We start from the raw sequence: 21,498 nt of genomic DNA, 5'->3' as shown, positions 1-21,498 counted from the left end.
TCCGGTCACTGGTTGCCCTGGTTCTGCTTCATGATTTCCTGCGCAGAGAAATTGATGCCGCATGTCGGAAACGAGTTGCCGACGAAAAAGTTGTCGGAGTCGTTCGGAAAATAGTTGACGCCCGACTTCAGCATCGAATCGTCGGTGACGTCGAGCGGCAGCTTGATCGCCACGGGAATTGTCTGGCCATCCAGCGCAGCGAGTGCCGTCTTGATCGCCACGGCCACCTGCGCGGGCCCGGTGCCCGCCGACGTACACTTCAGGCCCTGGCTCCCATACTGTGCGCAGAACTTGCGAAAGCCGTTCTCCGTCTCGCCGCCGAAAGGCACGAACGGGTGTTTCGCATCGATCATCGCGCGCACGACGCCCGTGTCGCCGCCTTGCGCCGATATGCCATCGAAATGACCCTGCACGGCAATCGCGTCGGCGGCGACCTTTTGCGCGACCCCGTCGTCCCACTTGCCGTAGACCTGGACGACGTTCCACTTCTTGCCGGTGCCGTCCAGCGTTTTCGTGAAACCATTGTGCCGGTCCGTGTCGACCGACGTGCCCGCCACCCCGCGAACTTCGAGCACCTTGCCTCCGTTCGGCAGGTGGCCCGCGAGCCATTTGGCCCACAGCGCACCGAGCCCATACTGGTCGACGTTGACGTTGATCGCGTCTTCGCTGTCGAGCGTGTTGTCGAAAGCGACCAGCACCACACCGGCGTTCTTTGCGCGGCGGATCGCCGGGCCGAATGAGGAGGGGTTCTGCGCGTTCACGATGACGGCGTCATAGCCGGCATCGATGAAGTTGTTGACGGCCGAGATCTGCGCCGGAACGTCCTCTCCGGTCGAGACGACCTTGAATTCCTTGAGCTTGGCGGCAACGGCCGGTTGCGCGGTGTAGGCCTTGGCCGTCCTGATCATCTGGATACGCCAGGTGTTCGCGATATAGCCGTTCACGAGTGCGATCCGGTAAGGCGCGTTCTTCTTCGGATACTTGATGAACTTCGTGTCGCTCTTCCAGGGGACCATGCAGGCGGGATCGCCGGACGGCCCTGAAACGATCGAAGCCTGCGCGAAAGCCCCGCTTGCGCAGAGCGCCAATGCGGCGCTCGCCGCCGCTCGAAGCACGTGGATTCCTGAAAGCATGTTGCCTCCTTTTTGTTCGATTGGACGTACCGATTGCCTGCGCACATGGCTGGTCGTGGACTGCCGGCACGGTGTGCGTGAAGCACGGAACCTTGCGGAGTTGCTATAGCGGGACTGGATCGGACTTGCAGAAGGAGCTTTTCAACGGCGCCTCCTCGAAGCGAAAAGAAGGGCAAGCGTATACGCGTTCCCGTCTGACAGTACTGGCATACCAATCCACGCGCGATAGTGGTTTACCAGTGCGTCCAACGCACCGGGCGACCGGGCTGAAACCCTTGGTGGATAAGGACTGGGCTGCCTGAACGGAGGCGGCGTTGCACGGGGATGGGGGTGCCATATTGACGAAGTTCAGCGGTCGCCCGGTGGCTTCGACCATTTCGAGAGCCGCAGATGGGCGATCTTTCGCACACGTCAACCGACCCAGCGACGGACTCGCACGCTGAATTACTTTACGGGCGGATGGACCCGCTATCCGACGATCGCAGTGCCGCCTGCTCCGCTCAAACGCTCAAACGCTCAACGAAGACAGCCGCTCGACAATCTCATCGAAGGAAGGCCGCATCTCGACGCGCTCGCGGAAACAGTCTTCGATCAGCCCATCGAACCCAGCGGCGAGGTCATCGGCCTCTCCAGCCAAACGTTGCGCGAGTTCTTCGAGCAGGCAGCCGAACGCGCGCACCTCAATCCGCTCGAGCGCCAGTGCCCGTGCGCGATCATCGATATCGTGGCACGATGCCGCGCCGAAGTCGCCGAGCAATACGTGCCCCGCGCCGTCGTGCAGGATGTTGTGCGCGTAGAGATCGCCATGCATGATCCCGCGCCGATGCAGATGCTGCGCCGCCGAAGCGATCCCGCCCGCGATATGCAACGCAACCGGCTTGTCGAACCGTAGGTCGTCCGCATAGACGTCCCGTGTACAGGAGGCGAGGCTCGGAGGCCCGGCGAGATTGCCGAACGCCGGATGGATCAACTTCATCACGAGGCCGTGCTCGCCGAGCGGATGCCCCGTGATCTTGCCGAGCACCGGGATGAGATTCGGGTGCTGGCCGGCTTGCAGACATGCGGCCATTTCGAGCTCCGGCAAACCGTCGCTCGTTATTGCGCCCTTGAACAGCTTGACGGCGACCGCCTCGACGGGATGCCCGTCGCTCAGGAGACGCGTCGCGCGATGCGTCACGCCGGATGCACCCTCCCCGAGCGTTTGTCCAAGCGCGAGCGTATGCCAGTCGATTTCCGGCACCGGCGCATCGGCCAGCGCCACCCGCTCGCGCGCTGCGTTCAGCGGATTGCCTGCGTAGGCGAGCCACGCGAGCCGCGGCAAGCGCAACAGCCAGTCGGGCAAGGCGTCGAGCCGGTTCGCCGAAATGCGCAGCAGTTCGAGGCGGCTGCAAGCGGCCATGGTCTCGGGCAGCGACCGCAGCCGGTTGCCGGCGAGCATCAGCTTCTGCAAATTCGGACGCTCGCCGATTTCCGTGGGCAGCGTTTCGATGTCGTTATCGGTCAGGATCAGCCAGCGCAATTGCCGCGGCAGCGCATGCCCCGAAACGTGCCGGATGCGATTCGCCTTGAAGCCGACCATGCTCAGCGATTCGCAATCGCCGAGCACGGGCGGCAATTCGGTGAACGGGTTATTCGAGGCGAACAGGACGCGCAGGTGGCGCAGCTTCGGCAAATCATCCGGCAGCGACGTGAGCGCATTGCCCGACAGGTCGAGCACCTCCAGGGTGTCGGCGAGGTCGAAGATCTCGCGCGGCATTTCGGTCAACCCGCAGGCGAGCTTGATCTGTCGCGCACCGGCGAGTTGCCCGTCACGCAAGTCTTCGAGGGTAGCAGTCTTCACACGTAGATTGAATCGGAGAATGGCAGGGAAGTCGCAAGCGCCGGAGCGCAATGCGGCCGGTGCGGCATCGGTTGGTGACCGCTCTTTATCTGGCCTCTATTCTATCGGGCGAACCGCACGATCAAGCATCCGCGCTCCGCCAGCAAGTGACCGGTTGTGGTCGCACGCGGTCCATCAAACTCTTCGCGTCGTCGCTCATTAAAGCAACTAGCCCCCGGCCCGCTTCGCGTTGTGGCCGTCCTTTCTGAGCGCCTCGATGATCCGCTCGCAATGGTCACCCTGCACTTCAATCACGCCATCCTTGACCGTTCCACCAGAACCGCAGGCCGTGCGCAACTGCTTGCCTAGCAACGCCAAGGCAAGAGGATCGAGCGCCAGTCCTTTAACGATCGTCACGCTTTTCCCGCCTCGGCCCTTGGTCACGCGACTCACGCGTACCACGCCATCACCTACCGGTTGTGTGTTGGCAACCGCCTTGCAGACACATTCCGCGAGCACCTGTCTGCATTCGGGACACATCCGGCCGCCGTCGGTGGAATAGACAAGACCACCTCTTGAACCACTCTTCATGATTGGCTTACTCAAAGACTAATCAGGACAAGTTTAGCAGGGGTGCATCCCGCTGGGCGTTCCAAACAATGCGACCGGAGCGCGTGATTTCATCGCGCTGAGTCCCGTCCATTCGCCAACTCCTGCCAACTGAACGCTTGCGACGGCGGAACGCCTTTTCAAGCACCGGCAACAGTAAAGCGGCGACATCAGCGCCAGACCCATCACCCAAGAAACTCCCAAGCCACACAATCCCTCTGAATTTTTATTTAGTACGTCGTATATGTTACTTGCACGATTCCAGGAATATGGCGTCGTTATCCAAGCATAACGTTCCGCTTGATATTAAGCGCGCACTCCATGCCCCAAGAGTATCAGGCGCTACTTAAACAGTATTGGACGGTGCTTCAGCGGTTCGCCTATTCTGAGCCCGCTACTAGACAAATAACTTGAAGGGATAGGTCACGGAGATGGGGGCATCATGCAGCACAGCCACACTTCCGCGTAGACAATCTAATCGGCAGTCACGATCTACGACACTGCGCCGAGCAAGCCCTCGCATCTAGAGAATCCGACATCGCGGTTTTACGCAATGCGTGCGCAGAACCGCGCTCATCCGCACATAAGCCATAAATCATGCATGAAAGGAGACAGCATGCGCCATCTCGATGTTCAAAAGCTTTGCGATGAAGCCCGATTCAGTAAGTTCCACCTTCTTCTGCTCTTGTGGTGCGCGCTCATCATCATCTTCGATGGATACGATCTCGCGGTCGTCGGCATTGCGTTGCCATCGATCATGCGCGACATGAACGTCGCGCCGACAAGTGCCGGCTTCATGGTGAGTTCGGCGTTGCTCGGCATGATGATCGGCGCCGTGTTTCTCGGCACCATCGCGGACCGCATAGGTCGCGTTCCCGCGATCGTCATTTGTCTGTTGCTCTTTAGCGTCTTCACTGCGGCGGCGGGCTTGACGGGCGACCCAGTGACGTTCGGCATTGCGCGATTCCTCGCGGGCCTTGGAATCGGCGGCGTCATGCCGAACGTGGTTGCGCAGATGACGGAATACTCGCCACGCAAGATCCGCAACACGATGGTCACGTTGATGTTCAGCGGTTATTCCATCGGCGGAATGCTTGCGGCGCTCGTCGGGAAAGCGATGATCGAACGTTACGGCTGGCAATCCGTGTTTCTCGCTGCAGGCATTCCCGCGTTGCTTGCGCCAGTCATCTGGAAGCTAATGCCAGAGTCGCTGGCCTTCCTGGTACGCAACCAGCGCGAGGCCAGGCTGAAACAGATTCTTCCGAAAATCGACCCCGCCTACGTCCCTCAGCAAGCCGATCATTTCACGCTGCACGACAAGGGCACCGAAACCGGGTCTCCCATCAAACAACTCTTCGCCGATGGCCGCGGCATCAGCACCGTGATGCTGTGGATCGCCTTCTTCATGTGTCTCTTCATGGTCTACGCGTTGAGTTCGTGGCTGACCAAGCTGATGGCAAGCGCGGGCTATAGCCTCGGCTCTGCGCTGACGTTTGTCCTCGTTCTCAACTTCGGGGCGATGATTGGCGCAATCGGCGGCGGATGGCTCGCGGATCGCTTCAACATCAAGCACGTGCTAATCGTGATGTATGGACTAGCGGCAGTTTCCATCAGCTTGCTGGGAGTGAAGGTTCCCGTCGGAGCGTTGTTCTTTCTCGTTGGGTTGGCCGGGGCGTCGACGATCGGCACGCAAATCGTCACATACGCGTTCGCTGGGCAGTTCTATCCGACCGCGGCGCGGTCAACGGGCATCGGCTGGGCGTCGGGCGTCGGACGAAGCGGTGCAATTCTGGCGCCGATCGTGATTGGATTCCTTGTGAGTCAGTCGCTGCCTCTGCAGCAGAATTTCATCGCGATTGCGATTCCTGGGGCCATCGCGATGCTCGCAGTGTGCCTCATCAAAGTGAGGCGTGCGCCGCCAGAAGTCGCTATGTCCTCCGCCCCTGAAGTCGATCCCATTTAATCGCGACCCTACGCACGATTGCGCTCCCAGCCTGTTCTTCACGCTGGGAGCGCCTTGCTTCCGGTGGCGTCGACGGTTTTCGCGGCGATCTCTCGCCGCTCTTCGTACTTGAAAGCGGCTGAATGGCCAATGCGGAATCACCAGTGCAAGGTGGTGCGGACGTCACTAAACCGAGTTTTTGTCGACGTGGTCATCTCTCCAACGAACACGGGTATCGACAATGAGGGTATGCCGTTCGGCTTACAGATCATCGGACCTTTTCGCGGAGATTTAGCGACGCTTGCTATCGCCCGCGCACGCGAACGAGTCTTCAACACTCCCCGACTCTCCGCCGGCCACGTCCTGATTTGACGCTGCTTGAACAACCAAGTACCGCGCTGAAATCAAATGTCACCGCACCACCTCACTTCGCCCTATTTGGTGGCGAGTCTACCCGTTGATCGACGCCATAACGATGGGCAAACGAATCGATTCTGTCGCAATAGGATGGTGCTTTATGATTCGAGCGAACGCGACGAATGACATGGCTGATGAGGCGGACCTTGACTCCGACCGTGGCCCGCATAATTCAATGCCTTCACTACCCGCTTGATGCAATGTTGATCTGCGTGCGGTAGTACGGGGCCTGCGGGCTGAGTGTGCGAAATCTGGAAGAGATGATGGCTGAACGCGGCATACTGGTCGATCATTCGACCGTGCATCGTTGGGTAATAAAACTGTTTCCGGTGCTGGAGAAGGCGCGTTCCGGCGTCACAAGCGCCCTGTTGGCAGGAGCTGGCGCGTCGATGAGACCTACATCAAGGTCAAGGGTCAATGGACGTATTTATATCGCGCGGGTGACAACGCCGGCCAGACGGTCGACTGCGTACCCACCGTGACAAGGCTGCAGCCTAGCGCCACTTCGAGAAGTCGATCGATCAAAACGGCGAGCCCGAGACGGTCAAAAAAGTCGTGCGAATCTGGCTGCGCGATTTGCTCGCGCCGCCGTCTTTATTCCGACAGAATCCAAAATCGTCCCGTCCAGTCAACTCGTTGAGAAGGCGGCTCTTGCCGTGCTTGTATTTGCCGATGACGGAGACGATCGGCTCGTCGTGTTCGAGCAGGATTGCCAGCCGCGCCATGTCGTCTGTGCGACTCGGGAGTACCGAAACGACATCGCGTGTTGCTTGCTGATGCATTTCGCCGGCCAATGGCCGGCTCCTTATATTGGCATGCGCCTGGCTCCCGCGTCACTCAGGCAGTACAGCTACGGCCTTGATTTCAACAATGTAACCGGCCGTTCCGCCGAGCATGTGGGCGCCCACTGCCGTCCAGGCTGGCAGCGGGTCCGTCGCAAGATATCGGTCACGCACTGCCATGAAGAGCGGAAGATCACGCATGTCGGTGTGGAACGTGGTCAGGTCAACCACGTCGCTCATCGATGCACCTGCAGCAGCCAACACAAGCTTGAGGTTCTCGAAAGCCTGGACGATCTGCGCCTCGCGACCTTCAACTAATTCCATAGCCGCATTCCGACCAATCTGACCAGATACGTAAAGAGTGTTGCCAACCTTGAGCGCAGGGGCGTACCGAATCTTTTCGTACACGGCTTCCATCTCGTCAGGGACGATGGCTTTACGTTCGCTCACAGATTTGTCTCCTTGTATATGTCGAGCGTGGGGAGCGTCGACAATGTCAGCCGTTATCTCCGCCCGCTACCGGCAACACAGTGCCAGTGATATAACCCGCCTCGTCCGAAGCGAGGAACAGAATCGGCGCGGCCTGTTCGTCGATGCTGCCGTAGCGTTTGAAGAACGTCGATTCAGTGACCTGCTTGACCGCTTCGCTCATCCAGACTTTTTCCTGCTCGCTGTCGCCGGCCGTATTGCGGGGGACACGTCGCGGAGGCGCATCGGTCCCACCCGGCGCGGTGGCAACCACCCGGATGTTGTGCTCCGCGTATTCCATCGCGAGCGACTGCGTAATCGCGTTGACACCGCCCTTGGCCGCCGAATACGGTACGCGGCGGATGCCGCGAGTGGCATTCGAGGAGACGTTGACGATGGTCCCTCCCCCGCGCTTAAGCAGGTACGGCAAGACTGCATGGCAGGCGTACAGCGTCGGCATGAGTGACCGACGGATTTCTGCATCGATCTGTGCTGGCTCGAATTCGGCGAAGGGACGCATGCGAATCGCGCCGCCCACGCCATTGACCAGAATGTCGATGCCGCCGAACTTGCGTGCGGCAAAGTCCATCGCCGATGCGGCGCCTTCGTAAGTCTCAAGGTCGGCGACAAACCCGGCTGTGTCCGCGCCTTCCGCTTCGGCGGCGACTTCTGACACGAAGTCAGCGCGGTCTACGAACAGCACCTTGCCGCCTTCTGCCGCTGCGCGAAGCGCTACCGCGCGACCAATGCCCTGCGCAGCACCCGTGACCACCATGACCTTGCCGGCAAATCGTTGCGTGCTCATACGGTCCTCGGCGCTGCGTTCGGAGTGAACTTCTCGTAGTGAAAGCTGTTGGGCGTCATGCCGTTATCGTCGAAATACTTACGCACGGCATCGACCATCGGTGGCGGCCCGCAGAGGTAAACGTCGACATCACCCTCGTTCAGGATCTCAGCTGGCATGTGCTGCGTCACCCAACCCTTGCGCGGATGATTCGAATCCGCATCGGCTACAACCGTGTCATAGCTGAAGTTCGGCAACTTCGCCTTGTATGCTTCGATGGCATCAACCTGCACCAGGTCGAGGTCGCGGGTCACGCCATAAATGAGGTGGACTTTCTGCTGCGAGTCGGCGCGTGCCAGCACTTCCAGCATCGACAGAAACGGAGCCAGGCCCGTGCCGCCAGCGAGAAACAGCAACGGCCGCTCGACGGCGCGCAGATAGAAACTTCCGAGCGGTCCGACTAGCTCTACCTTGTTGCCTTGTTGTGCGGATTCGAGCCAGGTGCTCATCACGCCGCCAGGAATCTTCTTGATCAGAAAACTGATCTTCGATTCGCCCGGTGCAGACGAGAACGAATATGAGCGATATTGACCGCTGCCTGGAACATCGATGTTGATGTACTGGCCTGCCAGGAAAACGGGCGCAGCAGCATCCACGTCCAGTTCGAGAACAACGGCTGCATCGTTGTGCTGGTCGATCTTCGCCACGGTCGCGGCGAACCTGCTTTGCTCAGTCTTGCATACCGTGGAAGATGCCGGCACTGCAATCACACAGTCGCTTTGCGGCACCATCTGGCAGGTGAGTACGAGCCCACTTTCCTTCTCATCCTCGGTCAGCGCGTCTTCGATGTAATCGTCGCCAAGATCGTAACTTCCGCTCTCGGCGCGGCACTTGCAGGTACCGCACACGCCGTCGGAGCAATCCATTGGCAGGTTGATCCTGGCGCGAAAGGCGGCGTCAAGTACCTTCTCGCCCGCCTTGCATGTGACAAAGCGGGTCACGCCGTCTTCAAAATTCAGTGCAACGTTGTAGCTGGACATCTTGCCTCCTGTACTTCTGATTTCCGCTGACACTCGACATCAAACGTGATAAACGTCGAGCACCTGGCGGATGTAGTCATCCTTCAACACAATGCGCTTGTAGGAAATCAATAGTTCATCATTGACTTTGCGCAGAGTGACAAACATCGTGCCGAAAAACTGGTCGGTGGTTTTGTAGCGGTGGCTGAGCGTATTGAAGTTGTAGCGCACGTCCACTTCGTTCTCGCGCTCGGCCAGCACTTCTATGTTCGTCACGTTGTGACTGGTGCGTGGTTCAGGCATCGAAGCGCTACTGCGCTCTGTCTTGATGCGGAACACCCGGTCTTCAAGACCGCCACGGTCCGGGTAGTACATAAGCGAAATCTGGCTTTCGTGGTCGTCGGTGAGCTGGTCGTCGTCATCCCACGCGGGCATCCAGTACGTGACGTCCTCGGCATAGCACGCAAGCCATTCTTCCCACTGCCGGTCGTCGAGCAGGCGCGCTTCGCGGTACAGCGCGGCACAGATCTTCTGGTAGTCGAAGCTCATGCCAGTGCCTCCCCTTGTTCCTTTTTGAGCGCGTCCCGCATCACATGCACCCAGTATTCGTGCTGACACACAAAGAGCCCTTCGTCTTCGCTACGCTCGCCTGAGATGAGCGGCTTCAGTCCCATGTTTTTTGCGTTCGCGTCGGCCCCCTCGACCCACAGCGGCGCCCCACGCGAAAGGTCGTTCCACAGCGCCGTGGTGCCGGCATAGCCTGCCTGGCAAGCGCGGAACTCTTCAAGGTCATCTGCCGTGCCCATTCCAGAGACGTTGAAGAAATCTTCGTATTGCCGGATGCGGGTAGCCCGGTCGGTCGCGCTTTCGCCCTTAGGGGAAAAGCAGAAAATACTGACCTCAGTTTTGTCTACGCTAATCGGACGTATCACGCGAATCTGGGTACTGAACTGGTCCATCAGGAACACGTTCGGATACAGACACAGGTTTCTTGTCTGGTTGACGATAAAATCCGCCTTGACTTCGCCCACGCGTGCCTTGATTTCATCGCGGTGTTGATAGACCGGGCGCACTTCGGGATTCATGGTCTTGGTCCACAGCAGGATGTGGCCGTGGTCGAATCCATACACGCCGGCCACCGACTTGCTCCAGCTGTTCGCGTCCACCGCCTTGGTGCCCTCTACCTTGCGACGGTCCATCGTCGCGGCATAGTTCCAGTGAACGGTGCTCACGTGATAGCCGTCGCAACCGTTCTCCATCTGCATCTTCCAGTTGCCGTCGTAGATGTACGAGGAGTTGCCCCGCAACACTTCCAGCCCGTTTGCAGCCTGGTCGACAATCTGGTCGATGATGACCTTCGTCTCGCCGAGGTACTCCTCAAGTGGAATAGCGTCCGCGTTGAGGCTGCCAAACAGGAAGCCGCGATAGCTCTGAAAGCGTGCAACTTTCTTCAGGTCGTGCGAGCCGTTGGTATTGAATTGCACCGGGTATTCGGTGGTCTTCACATCTTTTACTTTCAGCAGCTTGCCGGTGTTGGCGAAGCTCCAGCCGTGGAAAGGACAGGTGAAGGTGCCTTTGTTGCCGTGCTTTTTCCGGCACAGCATCGCGCCTTTGTGCGCACAGGCGTTAATGACCGCGTGGAGCTCGCCGTTCTTGTCGCGAGTGATAACCACGGGCTGGCGTCCAATCCAGGTCGTGTAGTAATCGTTGTTTTCGGGAATCTGGCTTTCATGCGCCAGATATATCCAGTTGCTCTCGAAGATGTGTTTCATCTCGAGTTCAAACAGATCGGGGTTGGTGAAGATGTCGCGGCGGCAACGGAATACTCCGTTTTCCTTGTCGTCCTGAACCGCGGTGTGCAGCAGCTCATCCAGTTGCGTGGCTTTGTTGAGAATGGCAGACATGTGTGCTCTCCTACGCGTGCTTCAGGCGACGAAGCACGCGCATCGGTGTCGAAAGATTCTTGAGGAGAATTGAGCGGCAGCAGCGGTACGAGGTAGCAGCCGCGCGGAACGGTTACGCCGTGACGGAGGCGCGCAGGCGACTGACGAGCTGGTTATCCTTGCCATGAACCAGCGGAGTCAACTCGATGTTGAACTCGATTTCCTTGTACGTGTCGGCCTTCATGCCCAGAGCCGTGCCGCCCGTCTTTTCGACCACGTGGGGAATCAGGTCTTCACGGGTGGCGTAGGCGAAGTCGTCCCAAATCAACGGGTCGCCCTCGATGTTGATTTGTGTCGTCAGCTTGCGGTACTTGTCGGTAGTGACGAAAAAGTGAACATGCGCCGGACGGTTGCCGTGACGTGCAAGCACATTCAACAACTGCTGCGTCGCGCCATGCGGCGGGCAACCGTAACCCACCGGCATGAGTGTGCGGAACTCGTACTTACCGTGAGCGTCAGTGCTGACGGCACCGCGCAGGTTGAACTCGCTCTGCGCGCCGGTCGGGTCGAAGTGCGAATAGAAGCCCTTTGAGTTGGCGTGCCAGCACTCGACCAGGGCATTTGCGACAGGCTTGCCATCCGGGCCGGTGACCGTGCCGCGGATGACCAGCGGGCCCGCGCCTTCGTCCGGATTGACGTCAATCTTCGATATACCGTCGCGCACTGGCGCACCCGCAACATACAACGGACCTTCGATGGTACGCGGCGTGCCACCCGTGATTTCTGCCGCCTTGTCCTCGGCGTCCATGCGAATGTCGAGGAATTTTTCCAGACCGAGACCAGCAGCAAGCAGAGCAGCTTCGCCGTCCTGGCCAAGCTTGTTGAAGTAGTGGACGCCGGCCCAGATTTCGTCGGGCGTCATGTCGAGGTCGTCGATGGCCTTGAACAGGTCGCCCAACAGGCGATTGACGATCTGCTTTGCGCGTGTACTGCCGTCCTCGCTACCCATGTTAGCGGCCGCCTTCAGCAGGTCCTGCACTTCCTTCGTATCGAACACTTTGACGCTCATGTCTGCTCCTGAATCTCTATTTTTTGCTGGGGTAAACCCTTCGTTTAGCGCCCGCTTGAATATGCCTGAGAGGTATAATGGGTGCTGAAACAGAGTGTGAATGCAGAATAATCGACGCCGGAAGGCCTCGTCCAACACTGATTTAGTATCGGTCTATATCTACGAGGTATTGAGATGGAACTGCGGCACCTTCGCTATTTTGTCGCTGTGGCCGAGGAACGCAATTTCACACGCGCGGCAAAGCGCCTGAATATGGCCCAACCGCCGTTGAGCCGTCAGATACAGCAACTTGAAGAGCTGCTTCAGGTTCAGCTATTCCAGCGCGATTCACGCCCGTTGCAGTTAACGGAGACGGGCAAGTTCTTTTACGCCCATGCCCTCCAGTTGCTGGCTCAGACCTCCGACCTGGAATCCATGACGAGGCGCGTGGGCAACATCGAGCGCAGTCTCTCTATAGGTTTCGTTGGCTCGACCTTGTACGGAATGCTGCCCAAAATCATCCGGCGATTCCGCGACGAGAACACTACAGTCGAACTCAGCCTCCACGAGATGTCGACGATGGACCAGATCAGAGCGCTGAAAAGCGGTCAAATTGATGTCGGGTTCGGCCGCATTCGGCATGAGGAAGCGAACATCCGTCGGGTGATTCTTCGCGAAGAGAAGATGATTGTTGCGCTCCCGGAGGGCCACTCACTCTCACTGGTCAAGCCCGTCCTCGCTCTCAGCGACCTGGTCAACGAGACCTTGATTATTTTCCCTAAGGCCCCGCGACCCAGTTATGCGGACCAAGTACTGTCGGCATTCAAGGACCGCGGTCTCAAGCCTCGCCGGATATACGAAGTACGTGAATTGCAGATTGCGCTAGGCCTCGTGGCGGCGGGCGAAGGCATTTCGGTCGTTCCGAGTAGCGTCTACGGTCTGAAGCGAGACGATGTGAGCTACAAGGAACTTGACGACCCGACTTTGGTTTCGCCAATCATCATGAGCATGCGTGCGCTCGACGAATCACGCGACATTCGGGAAATGCTCGAACTCATCTATCGGCTGTATGAGGAGGAAGGTATCCCCTATGCGGCCCGCAACGATTTCGGCCGGTGACACACGTCATACCTCGGGGGTATGGCACTAGACGTCGATGGTGTTGGACATGGGGTTGCTGAGCACGCAATACTTCAGCAACCCTTCAACTCCAACATTCCAGGTATGAACGCCCAAATCACATCCGTCGAAACCGTTCTGGTTGACCTCCCAACCATTCGCGCGCATCAGCTAGCAATGGCGACCATGCAGCAACAAACTTTGGTCGTCGTTCGTCTGCGCTCGAGCGACGGCATCGAGGGTATTGGCGAAGCCACCACGATTGGCGGCCTGTCGTACGGCGAAGAAAGCCCCGAAGGTATCAAGCTGACCATCGACACTTACCTGGCACCGGCACTTGTTGGGCTGGACGCGACCAACGTCAATGGTGCAATGCTCAAGCTGAATAAGGTTGCTCAGGGAAACCGGTTTGCAAAATGTGCAATCGAGACCGCCTTGCTGGACGCGCAAGGCAAGCGCCTGGGCGTCCCTGTTTCGACCCTTCTTGGCGGCGCCGTCCGCAAGACGCTTCCCGTCCTCTGGACGCTCGCGAGCGGCGATACACAACGAGACATCGAGGAAGCAGAAATGCTCCTGGCGGAGCGTCGCCACAACACTTTCAAATTGAAGATTGGCCGACGTAGCGTTCGTGATGACGTCGCTCACGTATCGAAAATCAAGTCCGCGCTTGGCGACCGCGCCAAGGTCACAGTCGACGTGAATCAGGCGTGGAATGAGGTGGACGCAACGCTCGGAATCCAGGCGCTCGAAGCTGCTGGCATTGATCTCATCGAGCAGCCTACGCCGCGTGAGCAGCGCGGGGTACTCGCCAGGCTTTCCGCGCGGTTCATCGTGCCCATCATGGCTGACGAAGCTGTGACGGGACCGGAGGACGCGCTTGAACTCGTACGTGACGCATGCGCGGACGTGTTCGCGTTGAAGATTGCGAAGTCCGGTGGGATTTACGGAATGATGCGCGCGGCCGCTATCGCGGATGCGGCCGGCGTAGCGCTGTACGGCGGCACGATGCTGGAGGGCAGCATTGGGTCGATTGCGTCGGCACATGGGTTCAGCGCGCTTCCACAACTTGCGTGGGGTACTGAGTTGTTCGGGCCACTCTTATTGAAAGACGACATTGTCACCACAAGACCGCAGTATCGGGACTTCGACCTTCATCTGCCAGAAGGACCGGGGCTAGGTCTGCATATCGACGAAGAAAAGCTCGCTTTCTATCGTCGCGACAAAAAATAACCGAGCGCAGAGTCGTTCCGGCATCGAACACACCGGTTCATTCCAACGGTGTGCTGCCGAACCTGAGAGACCCAATTTTATAAATGAGAGACACATGCTTTATCTCGTAAGAATGGATGTACACCTGCCAGACGATATGCCGATGGCTCAGGCTGATGAAATCAAGGCCCGCGAAAAAGCTTACTCACAGGAGCTTCAACGTCAGGGCAAATGGCAGCAACTGCATCGCGTGGTCGGTGAATATGCCAACTACAGCATTTTCGATGTCGAGTCCAACGACGAACTGCACACCATTCTCTCTGGCCTGCCACTGTTTCCGTATATGACGATGAAGGTGACTGCGCTCGCACGTCACCCGTCCTCCATCCACTAACGCCTTCTGGATGCCATGCAGCGCGACAACGAAGGTACGCTAGTGTCCGCCGCTCCGATGGGGCGCTGGTCCATGTCGGCAGTCACCGCAGGGCTGCTTGCCGTCATCATTTCTTACGCCGGACCGCTTGCAATCTTCTTCCAGGCGGCGCGTAGTGCCCATGTCGGCAATGACGTCGTCGCGTCCTGGATCTGGGCAATTTCTATAGGCGCAGCAGTCTCCGGCATAACATTGAGTTGGTGGCTGAAGCAGCCAATCATAACGGCCTGGTCTGCGCCCGGAACCGCGTTGCTTGTTTCGCTCTTTCCTGGCATGCCTGTGAGCGAGGCAATCGGTGCATACATCATCGCCGGCGCGTGCATTTTCGTGCTTGGCGTGTCGGGGTTGTTTGACCAGATAGTGAAGCGCATACCGAAAGGGATAGCCTGCGCAATGATGGCAGGCATTCTCTTTCAGTTCGGCACTAATGTATTCAAGTCGGTGGCAACCACTCCGTGGCTTGCGCTGGGAATGCTCGCGAGTTACATCGTTTTCCGTCGATGGGCCGCGCGCTACTGCCTCATCCTGGTTCTGGCGTTCGGTTGCGCTCTCGCTGTGGCACTCGGTTTGACGAATCTGCAGTCGGTAAGTCTCCACGTTACTCGTCCCGTGTTCACAATGCCAACCTGGTCCTGGCAGTCAACCGTGAGCCTGGCTGTCCCGCTGGTTATCGTGAGCTTGACTGGCCAATTCCTGCCCGGCTTCGCTATCTTGCGGGTATCCGGTTATCAGACGCCGAGTCGCCCGGTTCTCGTGGGGACCAGCCTGGCGTCGATTCTGGTCGCGTTCGCCGGTGGCATAACGATTGTCATCGCAGCAATCACCGCGGCCTTGTGTACCGGTCCCGACGCACATCGTGACCCGGAGCGCCGCTACGTCGCAGGCATCGCGAATGGGCTCTTCTACCTCATAGGGGGCGCCTTCGCGGGGACGGTAGTCATGCTGTTCGCAGCCCTCCCTAACGCTTTCGTTGCAGTGCTCGCAGGTCTTGCTTTGCTCGGTGCTATTGCGACGAACATCGTCGGGCTGGTGCAAGACGACGCTCATCGCGAAGCGTCGTTCATCACGTTCATCGCCACAGCTTCCAACATGAGCTTTTTAGGTCTCGGTGCGGCGTTCTGGGGTATCGTTTTGGGCACGTTGGCTCATCTGGTTCTCGGAAGAGCCGGTCATAAGCATGTCTCGTGATGACATGGTCAAGGAAACTCGTCGCTGGGGTCTGAGCGTCTCGAACAGGCACGCTCTCCGCAATGCAGATGCGGAAATTTCCAATCTCGAGAAAGCGCTGGCTGCAGACGGAACGCACTCGGTATTCGCTCAGACTTACTGGCGCCGGCGTCTGTATGAAATCCACGAAATGCCGGGGCTGGGACCTGCTCAACGTATCAAGCTGGAAAAGCTTCTCAGTATCCTGGAGGGGCACGAGAGGCGGATGAAATAGATGTCGCATCCACACTAAACAACTTGCCGGCATGTGAAGCGAGAGACAGTCGCAGCTAGTACGTCGCTTGCCCGCTCCGAAATTGGCTAGATATCACGTTGGAAAAAGCGACCGCAACTGCTTGTACAGAGCCTGGCGTGTGATGTCGAATGGCCGAAAACGGAAGAGCGCTCGCCTATGGCGCGGACTTGATAACAACTTCTTTTCGTGACTTCGTGGGCTGGCTGCGCGCATCCGTGCGCAAGGCGAAGGGCGGCAGCCACCTCACGCTGGCCGCCGTATAAGGTCGAGCCTGCGCGGAACAGGATACGCCTGGCTCTACATTGCTGCCAATGCCACAACTGGTTTTGCCATCAACCAATGCCGGGCTTCCTCTTTCATCGCCATTTCCAGTTTGCTTCCACGCGTCGCAAAGATACGCCTCACGGGAAAACCGCTCTTTTCGAGCAGATATGCCAGCGGAGCATATTCACGCGGATACTTTGCAACGACGGTAGCGTCGATCGCCACGATGCCCACAGGAAAGGCAAACGAACCCATGTCGTACACGCTCTGGCGTTTGCATAGTTTCCAAACGCCATTGCGCCGTTCAACCGTGTCGACGAAACGGTTGTGGGCAACACAACCCAATCCCAATTCGACGTTTTCTCCAACGATGACCGCATTGGTTTCCACCACCGCCCGGTCGCCGTTGAACGTCACAACGGGCGTGCCGATGAGATGCTTGGTCCGCAACGCGGATACGCCCATGCGCATTGAACCATCGACGAAATCGGTGAACGCTCCTTCGAACCAGGTGACTTCGATCTCGCCATCGGGATGGAACAGGTTGCGCAACTTGTCCCATTCGCCCAGATCGCGATGGATCCAGCCCGTGATCAGGTCGGTGATCTGCAAACGGTCTTCTACAGCGGTTGACATGCTCGAACTCCTTTAATGTGGCGTATTAGAAACGCCTCGAATAATCGCGATTCGATTCAATATTGTTATGCAGTGGCCGATAACGACACGCCGCTGAGAAACCGTCGAAGCATGGCGTTGAAGCGCTCGCCTGTATGTTGTGGCGCATGGCCGCCGCCTTCGATGACGACGCGCTCACCGCCCAGTCGCGCCGCCAGCGCATCGGTAATCCCTTCGTATGCGGCACTGTGCCCTCCCGACACGTGCAGCTTCGGCATGTGCGCCACCGATAGCTCTCGCTCGGGAACGACTGCTTCCGACGGAGAACGAAAATGCCGCAGATGGCTCGCGAAGACTCGCAACGGCGGCGGCAACGGTTCGGGCAACGGCTGCGTCGGCTCCAATATCCTGAAGAGCGCGCGAAGATACGCTTCGTCTTCCGCAGGTGGATGCGCGGCAAGACCCAGCGCCGCATAGTGAAATGCCGTCACTCGCGGATCGTCTTTGGCAATTGCGCTCGTGCCCGATTCGATCAGCGTCAGCGACGCAACGCGGGCGCAATCGCGGGTGACCGCCAGCATCGCAACGGCGGCGCCGTACGAATGGGCCACGACGTGATCGCCCGGTTCCAGAAGTTGCGCTACGTACGCTGCGTCCCGTTCGAAGTCTTCGCTGCCCGGCCATGGGCTTTTGCCATAACCGGGTCGCGCCGGCATCACGAGTCGCCATTCATCGGCGAGCGGCCATTGCGCCTGCCACGCCATCGCTCCGCCGATACCACCGCCGTGGACGAACACGATGCGAGGGCCGTCGCCGCGTTCGTCGACGACCATGCCTCCGGGGCCGTTGTACTGTTTCTCATCCATGTTCCGTTACCTGTTGGTTCGTGTCTCTACACGCGGTTGAATGCCGCGCCGCGAGGGGGTTCAGAAGCGCGTCGCCAGACCGACACGCAATGCGGTCTGCCGGTTCGAGCCGGATGGCGACAGCCCGTTGATCCAGGCGAACGCCGGGCCATCTCCGCCCGCCTGCTGGAATGCGCCTTCTACATAGACATTGGTCCGCTTCGACAGCAGGTACTGGACGCCGGCCGTCACCTGGCTCGCCTTGTTGTGCGCGAGTTGCGCATTGCCCTTCATGTACTGATAGTTCGCGCCGATCAGCCACGCCGCGCCCAGCCAGCGTGACACGCCGGCCTGCACCACCCACACCTCGCCGCCCGTCAGCGTATTTTTCGTGTCGGTAAAAAGCAGGTTGTAGCGGTTGCCGAGGCCGTCGTACCGCATGCCGACGCCGTAATTGCGGATGCCTTCCTGACCATTGGCGAGTTCCGGGTAGTGCGCGTCGACATAGGCGCCGCCGATCGCGAAGTCGCCCGCAATGTAGTTCACCGAGAAGCCTGTCGTACGGTTGGCCTGGAACGATCCCGCCACGCCGCCGAAACCGTACATCGCGCCGACTGTCACACCGGCGACATTCGGCGATACGTACTTGACCGAGTTCTGCACGCGATGCGCGCCGCCGACGTTGTCGAACTCGAAGGCGCCCGTCGGATTCTCCGGTACGCCCAGTTTCGCGAACGGTCCCTGTCGCAGGTTGTAGAGACCGCCGTACGCATAGCCCGCGTCATAGCCGTTGTAGAAGAGCGTGTCGGTCATGAAGTCGTACTGGTTGCCCATCGTGAGCGTGCCGTATCTGTCGTTGGCGACGCCGATATAAGCGTTGCGCCCGAAGATAGAACCAGCGGGCATCGACGCACCCGTACCGATGTTGAACTGCGAGACCAGTGCAAACACGGCTTTCGTGCCACCGCCGAGATCTTCCGCGCCTTTGATCCCGAACATGCTCGGATAAAGAATCGAGTTGTCGAGTTTGTAGCTGTGACTGCCTTTTTCGTTCGTCACGAACGTCAAGCCTTCGTCCAGCAACCCAAAAATCGTCGCGCTGCCTTGAGCGTGTGCGCCCACTGCAACGCACGCGACGCACGTCGCGACCGCAAGCTTTTTCATCGATGTCTCCGTTCCTGTTGTTGTCGTTATGGGCGCGTCTTCTCGCGCCGCTTTATATGACTGCGCGTATTGGTCAATGCACCGCCTTCGCCCGATAAAGCCAGCCTGTGCCGAGCATTGCGATCGCGGCCACCAGCGCGGGCGCCGCGAAGACGGTAAACGCCACGGCTGGCGAGTGCAGCAGCACGAGCAGCAGACCGCCCGTCATCGAACCGATGATCGATCCCACCCGCCCGACACCGAGCGCCCAGCTGACACCCGTGGCCCGCGCCCGGGTTTCGTAGAAGCCCGCGACCAGCACATTCGCGCCCGTCTGCGCACCCGAGAGCCCCAGCCCCGAAAACCACACGGCTACCGCGAGCAGAACGGGGGTGTTCATCGCGTGCCCGATGCACGCGATTGAAATCGCCGCGACCACGTAAGACACGCTGAGCACGATGAACGGGTTCATGCGCCGCATCAGCGCGGCATTGACGAGCGCCCCGACTGTGCCGCTGACGGGCAGCAGCGCACTCACCTGCGCGGCGCGTGCCGCGCTCATGCCGGAGTCGGCGAGCACGGAAGGCAGCCAGCTGCTGATCTGGTAATAGACCCACAGCGTGCAGAAGAACGCGAGCCACAACAGCAGCGTGCCTTTCCGGTAATGCGCGTTGAAGAGCGTCGCGTAAGGCCGTGTCGATACAGACGGCGTGGTCACCGTAGTCGACGTTGTGGGCGCATGCGTAACAGGTTCGGCGGCGATCGCGGCGGCGTCCGACAGACGATCCAGAACACGCTGCGCTTCGGCTTCGTACTTGCGCTTGCCGAGCATGAAGCGCAGCGACTCCGGCAGCATCCACCACAACAGCGGCGCGAGAACGAGCGGCGCGACGCCGCCCGCGACGAAAACGCCGCGCCAGCCCCAGACGGGCATGATGAGCGCCGCAAGCTGCCCGCCGAATGCGAGGCCGATCGTAAAACCGCAGAACATCAGCGTGACGAGCATCGGACGATGCCGCTCCGGGCTGTACTCCGAACTGAGCGTGATGGCCGTCGGCATGCCACCGCCCAGCCCGACGCCCGTGAGGAAACGCAGCGCGATGAACCAGCCGGGCGTCGTCGCAAACGACGTCAACAGGCTGCCAAGGCCGAACAGCACAACCGACATCACGATCGTCCGCTTGCGGCCGATGCGATCCGCGAGTGGACCGAACACGAAACTGCCGACCGTCAGACCCACGAGCCCCGCGCCGAACATCGTTCCCAGTTGTTGCGGTCCCAGCAGCCATTCGCGCTTGAGCAGCGGCGCGACGTAGCCGACTGAGGCGACGTCGAAACCATCCATCGCCACGACAAGAAAACACATCACCAGAACGACGATCTGCAATCCTGATGTTTTTCTCGCATTGATAAGACCTTCTGCCGTGATAGCGCTGCCGTTCATCGATTGTCTCCTGATTGTGTGCCGCTTCTGTGCGCGGTCGGTTGCGTGGGGTCCAAGTTAAACGCAGCAGTGCTATAAATCTATACAATGTCTTTCATACCGAATATGAATCTGGTGCATAGATGGATCAGCCCGATCTCAACGCTCTGTACGTCATCGAAGCCCTTGCGCTCGAGCGCAGCGTGTCCCGCGCGGCAGACCGGCTCGGGCTGACGCAACCGGCCGTCAGTCACGCGCTCGCGCGTTTGCGCGAGTCGTTCCAGGACGATCTGTTCGTGCGCGCGGGCGCCGTGATGGCGCCCACGCCTGTCGGAGAAAAAGTGATCGACGGCGTGCAGCGTGCGTTGGCCGTCATCCGGCAGGACATCTGGCAGGCGAAGTCATTCGACGCCGCGACGACCACACGCACGTTTTCCGTGTGTCTGAGCGATATGGGCGTGATCGTGCTGCTGCCACGGCTGCTTGCCGCGCTGCACGCACAGGCGCCGAACGCGACGCTGCGACCGATCCAGGTGCCATCGGTGGAACTGGCCTCAGCGCTGCAGGACGGCGAGGTCGATCTGGCGATCGGCTATCTGGGGCGGTTAGGCGAGAACCTGCATCAGCAGTCGCTGTTCAGACGGTCGCTGGTGGGCATCATCGCGGGAAGCGGCACGCGCAAGACGGTGAAGATGTCGCTGGAGCGTTTCGTTGCGAGCCGGCACGTGGTCTCGGCGACGCTTGCGATCACCAACCAGTTGCTCGAAAAGGAATTGCGGCGGCAAGGCATGAAACTGCGGATCGGCGTGGATGTGCCGTATCTGCTCGCGGTTCCGGGCCTCGTCGCCAATTCCGACTACATCGCCGTCGTGCCCGAGGAGCTGGCTGCGCTCTTCTCGCGACTCGCAGCCGTCGACGTCTTCACGCTGCCGATTCCACTCGAAGACCTGACGGTGCAGCAGTTCTGGCACGCGCGCTATCACAACGATGCGGGGCATCGTTGGTTCAGGGCACTGGTCGCCAGCACGTTGCGTCAGTGAGGCGCCTGCTAGCGGCCAACGACGCCGCTAGCAGGCCGGCA

The 21,498-nt window shown here is 59.4% G+C and carries 21 protein-coding genes and 3 pseudogenes; 9 read left to right on the top strand and 15 right to left on the bottom strand.

Annotation, left to right across the window (positions count from 1 at the left end):
• Positions 1-5: 5 nt before the first annotated feature.
• The 4 genes and pseudogenes from C2L65_RS18615 to C2L65_RS46405 form a co-directional block, all read right to left on the bottom strand.
• The gene (locus tag C2L65_RS18615) at positions 6-1,133 is read right to left on the bottom strand and encodes a sugar ABC transporter substrate-binding protein (protein ID WP_042304642.1); all 1,128 of its coding nucleotides are present in this window, start codon (positions 1,131-1,133) and stop codon (positions 6-8) included.
• A gap of 508 nt (positions 1,134-1,641) precedes the next feature.
• Positions 1,642-2,973 carry a leucine-rich repeat-containing protein kinase family protein gene (locus tag C2L65_RS18610; RefSeq protein ID WP_042304643.1) on the bottom strand — a complete coding sequence of 444 codons (1,332 nt, stop codon included), beginning with the start codon at positions 2,971-2,973 and terminating at the stop codon, positions 1,642-1,644.
• A gap of 207 nt (positions 2,974-3,180) precedes the next feature.
• Positions 3,181-3,543, bottom strand: coding sequence for a translation initiation factor Sui1 (locus C2L65_RS18605; RefSeq protein ID WP_042304644.1), 363 nt, complete (start codon positions 3,541-3,543; stop codon positions 3,181-3,183).
• Positions 3,544-3,643: 100 nt separating this feature from the next.
• Positions 3,644-3,727: pseudogene (locus tag C2L65_RS46405) on the bottom strand (IS6 family transposase); the annotation flags it as partial.
• A gap of 450 nt (positions 3,728-4,177) precedes the next feature.
• On the opposite strand from C2L65_RS46405, the gene C2L65_RS18595 reads away from it, so the two are divergent.
• The 3 genes and pseudogenes from C2L65_RS18595 to C2L65_RS18585 form a co-directional block, all read left to right on the top strand.
• The gene (locus C2L65_RS18595) at positions 4,178-5,524 is read left to right on the top strand and encodes an MFS transporter (protein WP_042304645.1); all 1,347 of its coding nucleotides are present in this window, start codon (positions 4,178-4,180) and stop codon (positions 5,522-5,524) included.
• A 210-nt stretch (positions 5,525-5,734) separates the two neighbouring features.
• Positions 5,735-5,964 (top strand): annotated as a pseudogene (locus tag C2L65_RS46625) (amidase); the annotation flags it as partial.
• A 78-nt stretch (positions 5,965-6,042) separates the two neighbouring features.
• A pseudogene (locus C2L65_RS18585) lies at positions 6,043-6,415 on the top strand (IS6 family transposase); the annotation flags it as partial.
• Positions 6,416-6,441: 26 nt separating this feature from the next.
• Here C2L65_RS18585 and C2L65_RS46400 read toward each other — a convergent pair.
• From C2L65_RS46400 to catA, 7 genes are all read right to left on the bottom strand, one after another.
• Positions 6,442-6,714: a hypothetical protein gene (locus C2L65_RS46400; protein WP_081920727.1), complete on the bottom strand. Its 273-nt coding sequence runs from the start codon at positions 6,712-6,714 to the stop codon at positions 6,442-6,444.
• Positions 6,715-6,753: 39 nt separating this feature from the next.
• A complete protein-coding gene (locus C2L65_RS18580) occupies positions 6,754-7,152 on the bottom strand; it encodes a RidA family protein (protein WP_042304648.1) in 399 nt (132 codons plus the stop codon).
• 46 nt (positions 7,153-7,198) lie between these two features.
• The gene (benD, locus tag C2L65_RS18575; RefSeq protein WP_042304649.1) at positions 7,199-7,975 is read right to left on the bottom strand and encodes a benzoate diol dehydrogenase BenD; all 777 of its coding nucleotides are present in this window, start codon (positions 7,973-7,975) and stop codon (positions 7,199-7,201) included.
• Positions 7,972-8,994: a benzoate 1,2-dioxygenase electron transfer component BenC gene (gene benC, locus C2L65_RS18570; RefSeq protein ID WP_042304650.1), complete on the bottom strand. Its 1,023-nt coding sequence runs from the start codon at positions 8,992-8,994 to the stop codon at positions 7,972-7,974. The genes benD and benC overlap by 4 nt, the downstream gene beginning before the upstream one ends.
• 39 nt (positions 8,995-9,033) lie before the next feature.
• Positions 9,034-9,522, bottom strand: a complete 489-nt coding sequence (gene benB, locus C2L65_RS18565) for a benzoate 1,2-dioxygenase small subunit (protein WP_042304651.1) — start codon at positions 9,520-9,522, stop codon at positions 9,034-9,036.
• On the bottom strand, positions 9,519-10,877 hold the full coding sequence (locus C2L65_RS18560) for a Rieske 2Fe-2S domain-containing protein (protein ID WP_042304652.1): 1,359 nt from the start codon (positions 10,875-10,877) through the stop codon (positions 9,519-9,521). Before C2L65_RS18560 ends, benB begins: the two co-directional genes overlap by 4 nt.
• A gap of 112 nt (positions 10,878-10,989) precedes the next feature.
• A complete protein-coding gene (gene catA / locus C2L65_RS18555) occupies positions 10,990-11,925 on the bottom strand; it encodes a catechol 1,2-dioxygenase (protein WP_042304653.1) in 936 nt (311 codons plus the stop codon).
• Positions 11,926-12,099: 174 nt separating this feature from the next.
• Here catA and C2L65_RS18550 point away from each other — a divergent pair, with 174 nt between their 5' ends.
• The 5 genes from C2L65_RS18550 (at position 12,100) to C2L65_RS18530 (ending at position 16,106) form a co-directional block, all read left to right on the top strand.
• Complete coding sequence (locus C2L65_RS18550) at positions 12,100-13,023, top strand: LysR family transcriptional regulator (RefSeq protein ID WP_042304654.1); 924 nt, start codon at positions 12,100-12,102, stop codon at positions 13,021-13,023.
• A 105-nt stretch (positions 13,024-13,128) separates the two neighbouring features.
• Positions 13,129-14,253: a muconate/chloromuconate family cycloisomerase gene (locus C2L65_RS18545; RefSeq protein ID WP_042304655.1), complete on the top strand. Its 1,125-nt coding sequence runs from the start codon at positions 13,129-13,131 to the stop codon at positions 14,251-14,253.
• A gap of 94 nt (positions 14,254-14,347) precedes the next feature.
• Positions 14,348-14,626 carry a muconolactone Delta-isomerase gene (catC, locus tag C2L65_RS18540; protein ID WP_042304656.1) on the top strand — a complete coding sequence of 93 codons (279 nt, stop codon included), beginning with the start codon at positions 14,348-14,350 and terminating at the stop codon, positions 14,624-14,626.
• Between the two features lie 15 nt (positions 14,627-14,641).
• Positions 14,642-15,853, top strand: coding sequence for a benzoate/H(+) symporter BenE family transporter (locus tag C2L65_RS18535; protein WP_233446574.1), 1,212 nt, complete (start codon positions 14,642-14,644; stop codon positions 15,851-15,853).
• A complete protein-coding gene (locus tag C2L65_RS18530) occupies positions 15,843-16,106 on the top strand; it encodes a hypothetical protein (RefSeq protein ID WP_042304657.1) in 264 nt (87 codons plus the stop codon). The genes C2L65_RS18535 and C2L65_RS18530 overlap by 11 nt, the downstream gene beginning before the upstream one ends.
• 318 nt (positions 16,107-16,424) lie before the next feature.
• Here the strand turns inward: C2L65_RS18530 and C2L65_RS18525 are convergent, their stop codons facing one another.
• The 4 genes from C2L65_RS18525 to C2L65_RS18510 all read right to left on the bottom strand — a co-directional run bounded on the left by C2L65_RS18525 (position 16,425) and on the right by C2L65_RS18510 (position 20,438).
• Positions 16,425-17,027, bottom strand: coding sequence for a nuclear transport factor 2 family protein (locus C2L65_RS18525; protein WP_042304658.1), 603 nt, complete (start codon positions 17,025-17,027; stop codon positions 16,425-16,427).
• Positions 17,028-17,092: 65 nt separating this feature from the next.
• Positions 17,093-17,872: an alpha/beta fold hydrolase gene (locus tag C2L65_RS18520; protein ID WP_042304659.1), complete on the bottom strand. Its 780-nt coding sequence runs from the start codon at positions 17,870-17,872 to the stop codon at positions 17,093-17,095.
• Between the two features lie 60 nt (positions 17,873-17,932).
• Positions 17,933-19,015, bottom strand: a complete 1,083-nt coding sequence (locus C2L65_RS18515; protein WP_042304660.1) for a porin — start codon at positions 19,013-19,015, stop codon at positions 17,933-17,935.
• Between the two features lie 73 nt (positions 19,016-19,088).
• Positions 19,089-20,438 carry an MFS transporter gene (locus C2L65_RS18510; protein WP_042304661.1) on the bottom strand — a complete coding sequence of 450 codons (1,350 nt, stop codon included), beginning with the start codon at positions 20,436-20,438 and terminating at the stop codon, positions 19,089-19,091.
• A gap of 122 nt (positions 20,439-20,560) precedes the next feature.
• On the opposite strand from C2L65_RS18510, the gene C2L65_RS18505 reads away from it, so the two are divergent.
• Complete coding sequence (locus tag C2L65_RS18505; RefSeq protein ID WP_042304662.1) at positions 20,561-21,457, top strand: LysR family transcriptional regulator; 897 nt, start codon at positions 20,561-20,563, stop codon at positions 21,455-21,457.
• Positions 21,458-21,498: the final 41 nt, after the last annotated feature.

The organism is Paraburkholderia terrae, assembly GCF_002902925.1.
GTDB lineage: Bacteria > Pseudomonadota > Gammaproteobacteria > Burkholderiales > Burkholderiaceae > Paraburkholderia > Paraburkholderia terrae.
Note: the sequence above shows the minus strand (reverse complement) of the source record. Positions and strands in the feature narration are given on the sequence as shown.

Coding starts and splice junctions, on each gene's coding strand:
- C2L65_RS18615 (WP_042304642.1), bottom strand. CDS start 1,133: ATGCTTTCAGGAATCCACGTGCTTCGAGCGGCGGCGAGCGCCGCATTG.
- C2L65_RS18605 (WP_042304644.1), bottom strand. CDS start 3,543: ATGAAGAGTGGTTCAAGAGGTGGTCTTGTCTATTCCACCGACGGCGGC.
- C2L65_RS18595 (WP_042304645.1), top strand. CDS start 4,178: ATGCGCCATCTCGATGTTCAAAAGCTTTGCGATGAAGCCCGATTCAGT.
- benD (WP_042304649.1), bottom strand. CDS start 7,975: ATGAGCACGCAACGATTTGCCGGCAAGGTCATGGTGGTCACGGGTGCT.
- benC (WP_042304650.1), bottom strand. CDS start 8,994: ATGTCCAGCTACAACGTTGCACTGAATTTTGAAGACGGCGTGACCCGC.
- benB (WP_042304651.1), bottom strand. CDS start 9,522: ATGAGCTTCGACTACCAGAAGATCTGTGCCGCGCTGTACCGCGAAGCG.
- C2L65_RS18560 (WP_042304652.1), bottom strand. CDS start 10,877: ATGTCTGCCATTCTCAACAAAGCCACGCAACTGGATGAGCTGCTGCAC.
- catA (WP_042304653.1), bottom strand. CDS start 11,925: ATGAGCGTCAAAGTGTTCGATACGAAGGAAGTGCAGGACCTGCTGAAG.
- C2L65_RS18550 (WP_042304654.1), top strand. CDS start 12,100: ATGGAACTGCGGCACCTTCGCTATTTTGTCGCTGTGGCCGAGGAACGC.
- C2L65_RS18545 (WP_042304655.1), top strand. CDS start 13,129: ATGAACGCCCAAATCACATCCGTCGAAACCGTTCTGGTTGACCTCCCA.
- catC (WP_042304656.1), top strand. CDS start 14,348: ATGCTTTATCTCGTAAGAATGGATGTACACCTGCCAGACGATATGCCG.
- C2L65_RS18535 (WP_233446574.1), top strand. CDS start 14,642: ATGCAGCGCGACAACGAAGGTACGCTAGTGTCCGCCGCTCCGATGGGG.
- C2L65_RS18530 (WP_042304657.1), top strand. CDS start 15,843: ATGTCTCGTGATGACATGGTCAAGGAAACTCGTCGCTGGGGTCTGAGC.
- C2L65_RS18525 (WP_042304658.1), bottom strand. CDS start 17,027: ATGTCAACCGCTGTAGAAGACCGTTTGCAGATCACCGACCTGATCACG.
- C2L65_RS18520 (WP_042304659.1), bottom strand. CDS start 17,872: ATGGATGAGAAACAGTACAACGGCCCCGGAGGCATGGTCGTCGACGAA.
- C2L65_RS18515 (WP_042304660.1), bottom strand. CDS start 19,015: ATGAAAAAGCTTGCGGTCGCGACGTGCGTCGCGTGCGTTGCAGTGGGC.
- C2L65_RS18510 (WP_042304661.1), bottom strand. CDS start 20,438: ATGAACGGCAGCGCTATCACGGCAGAAGGTCTTATCAATGCGAGAAAA.
- C2L65_RS18505 (WP_042304662.1), top strand. CDS start 20,561: ATGGATCAGCCCGATCTCAACGCTCTGTACGTCATCGAAGCCCTTGCG.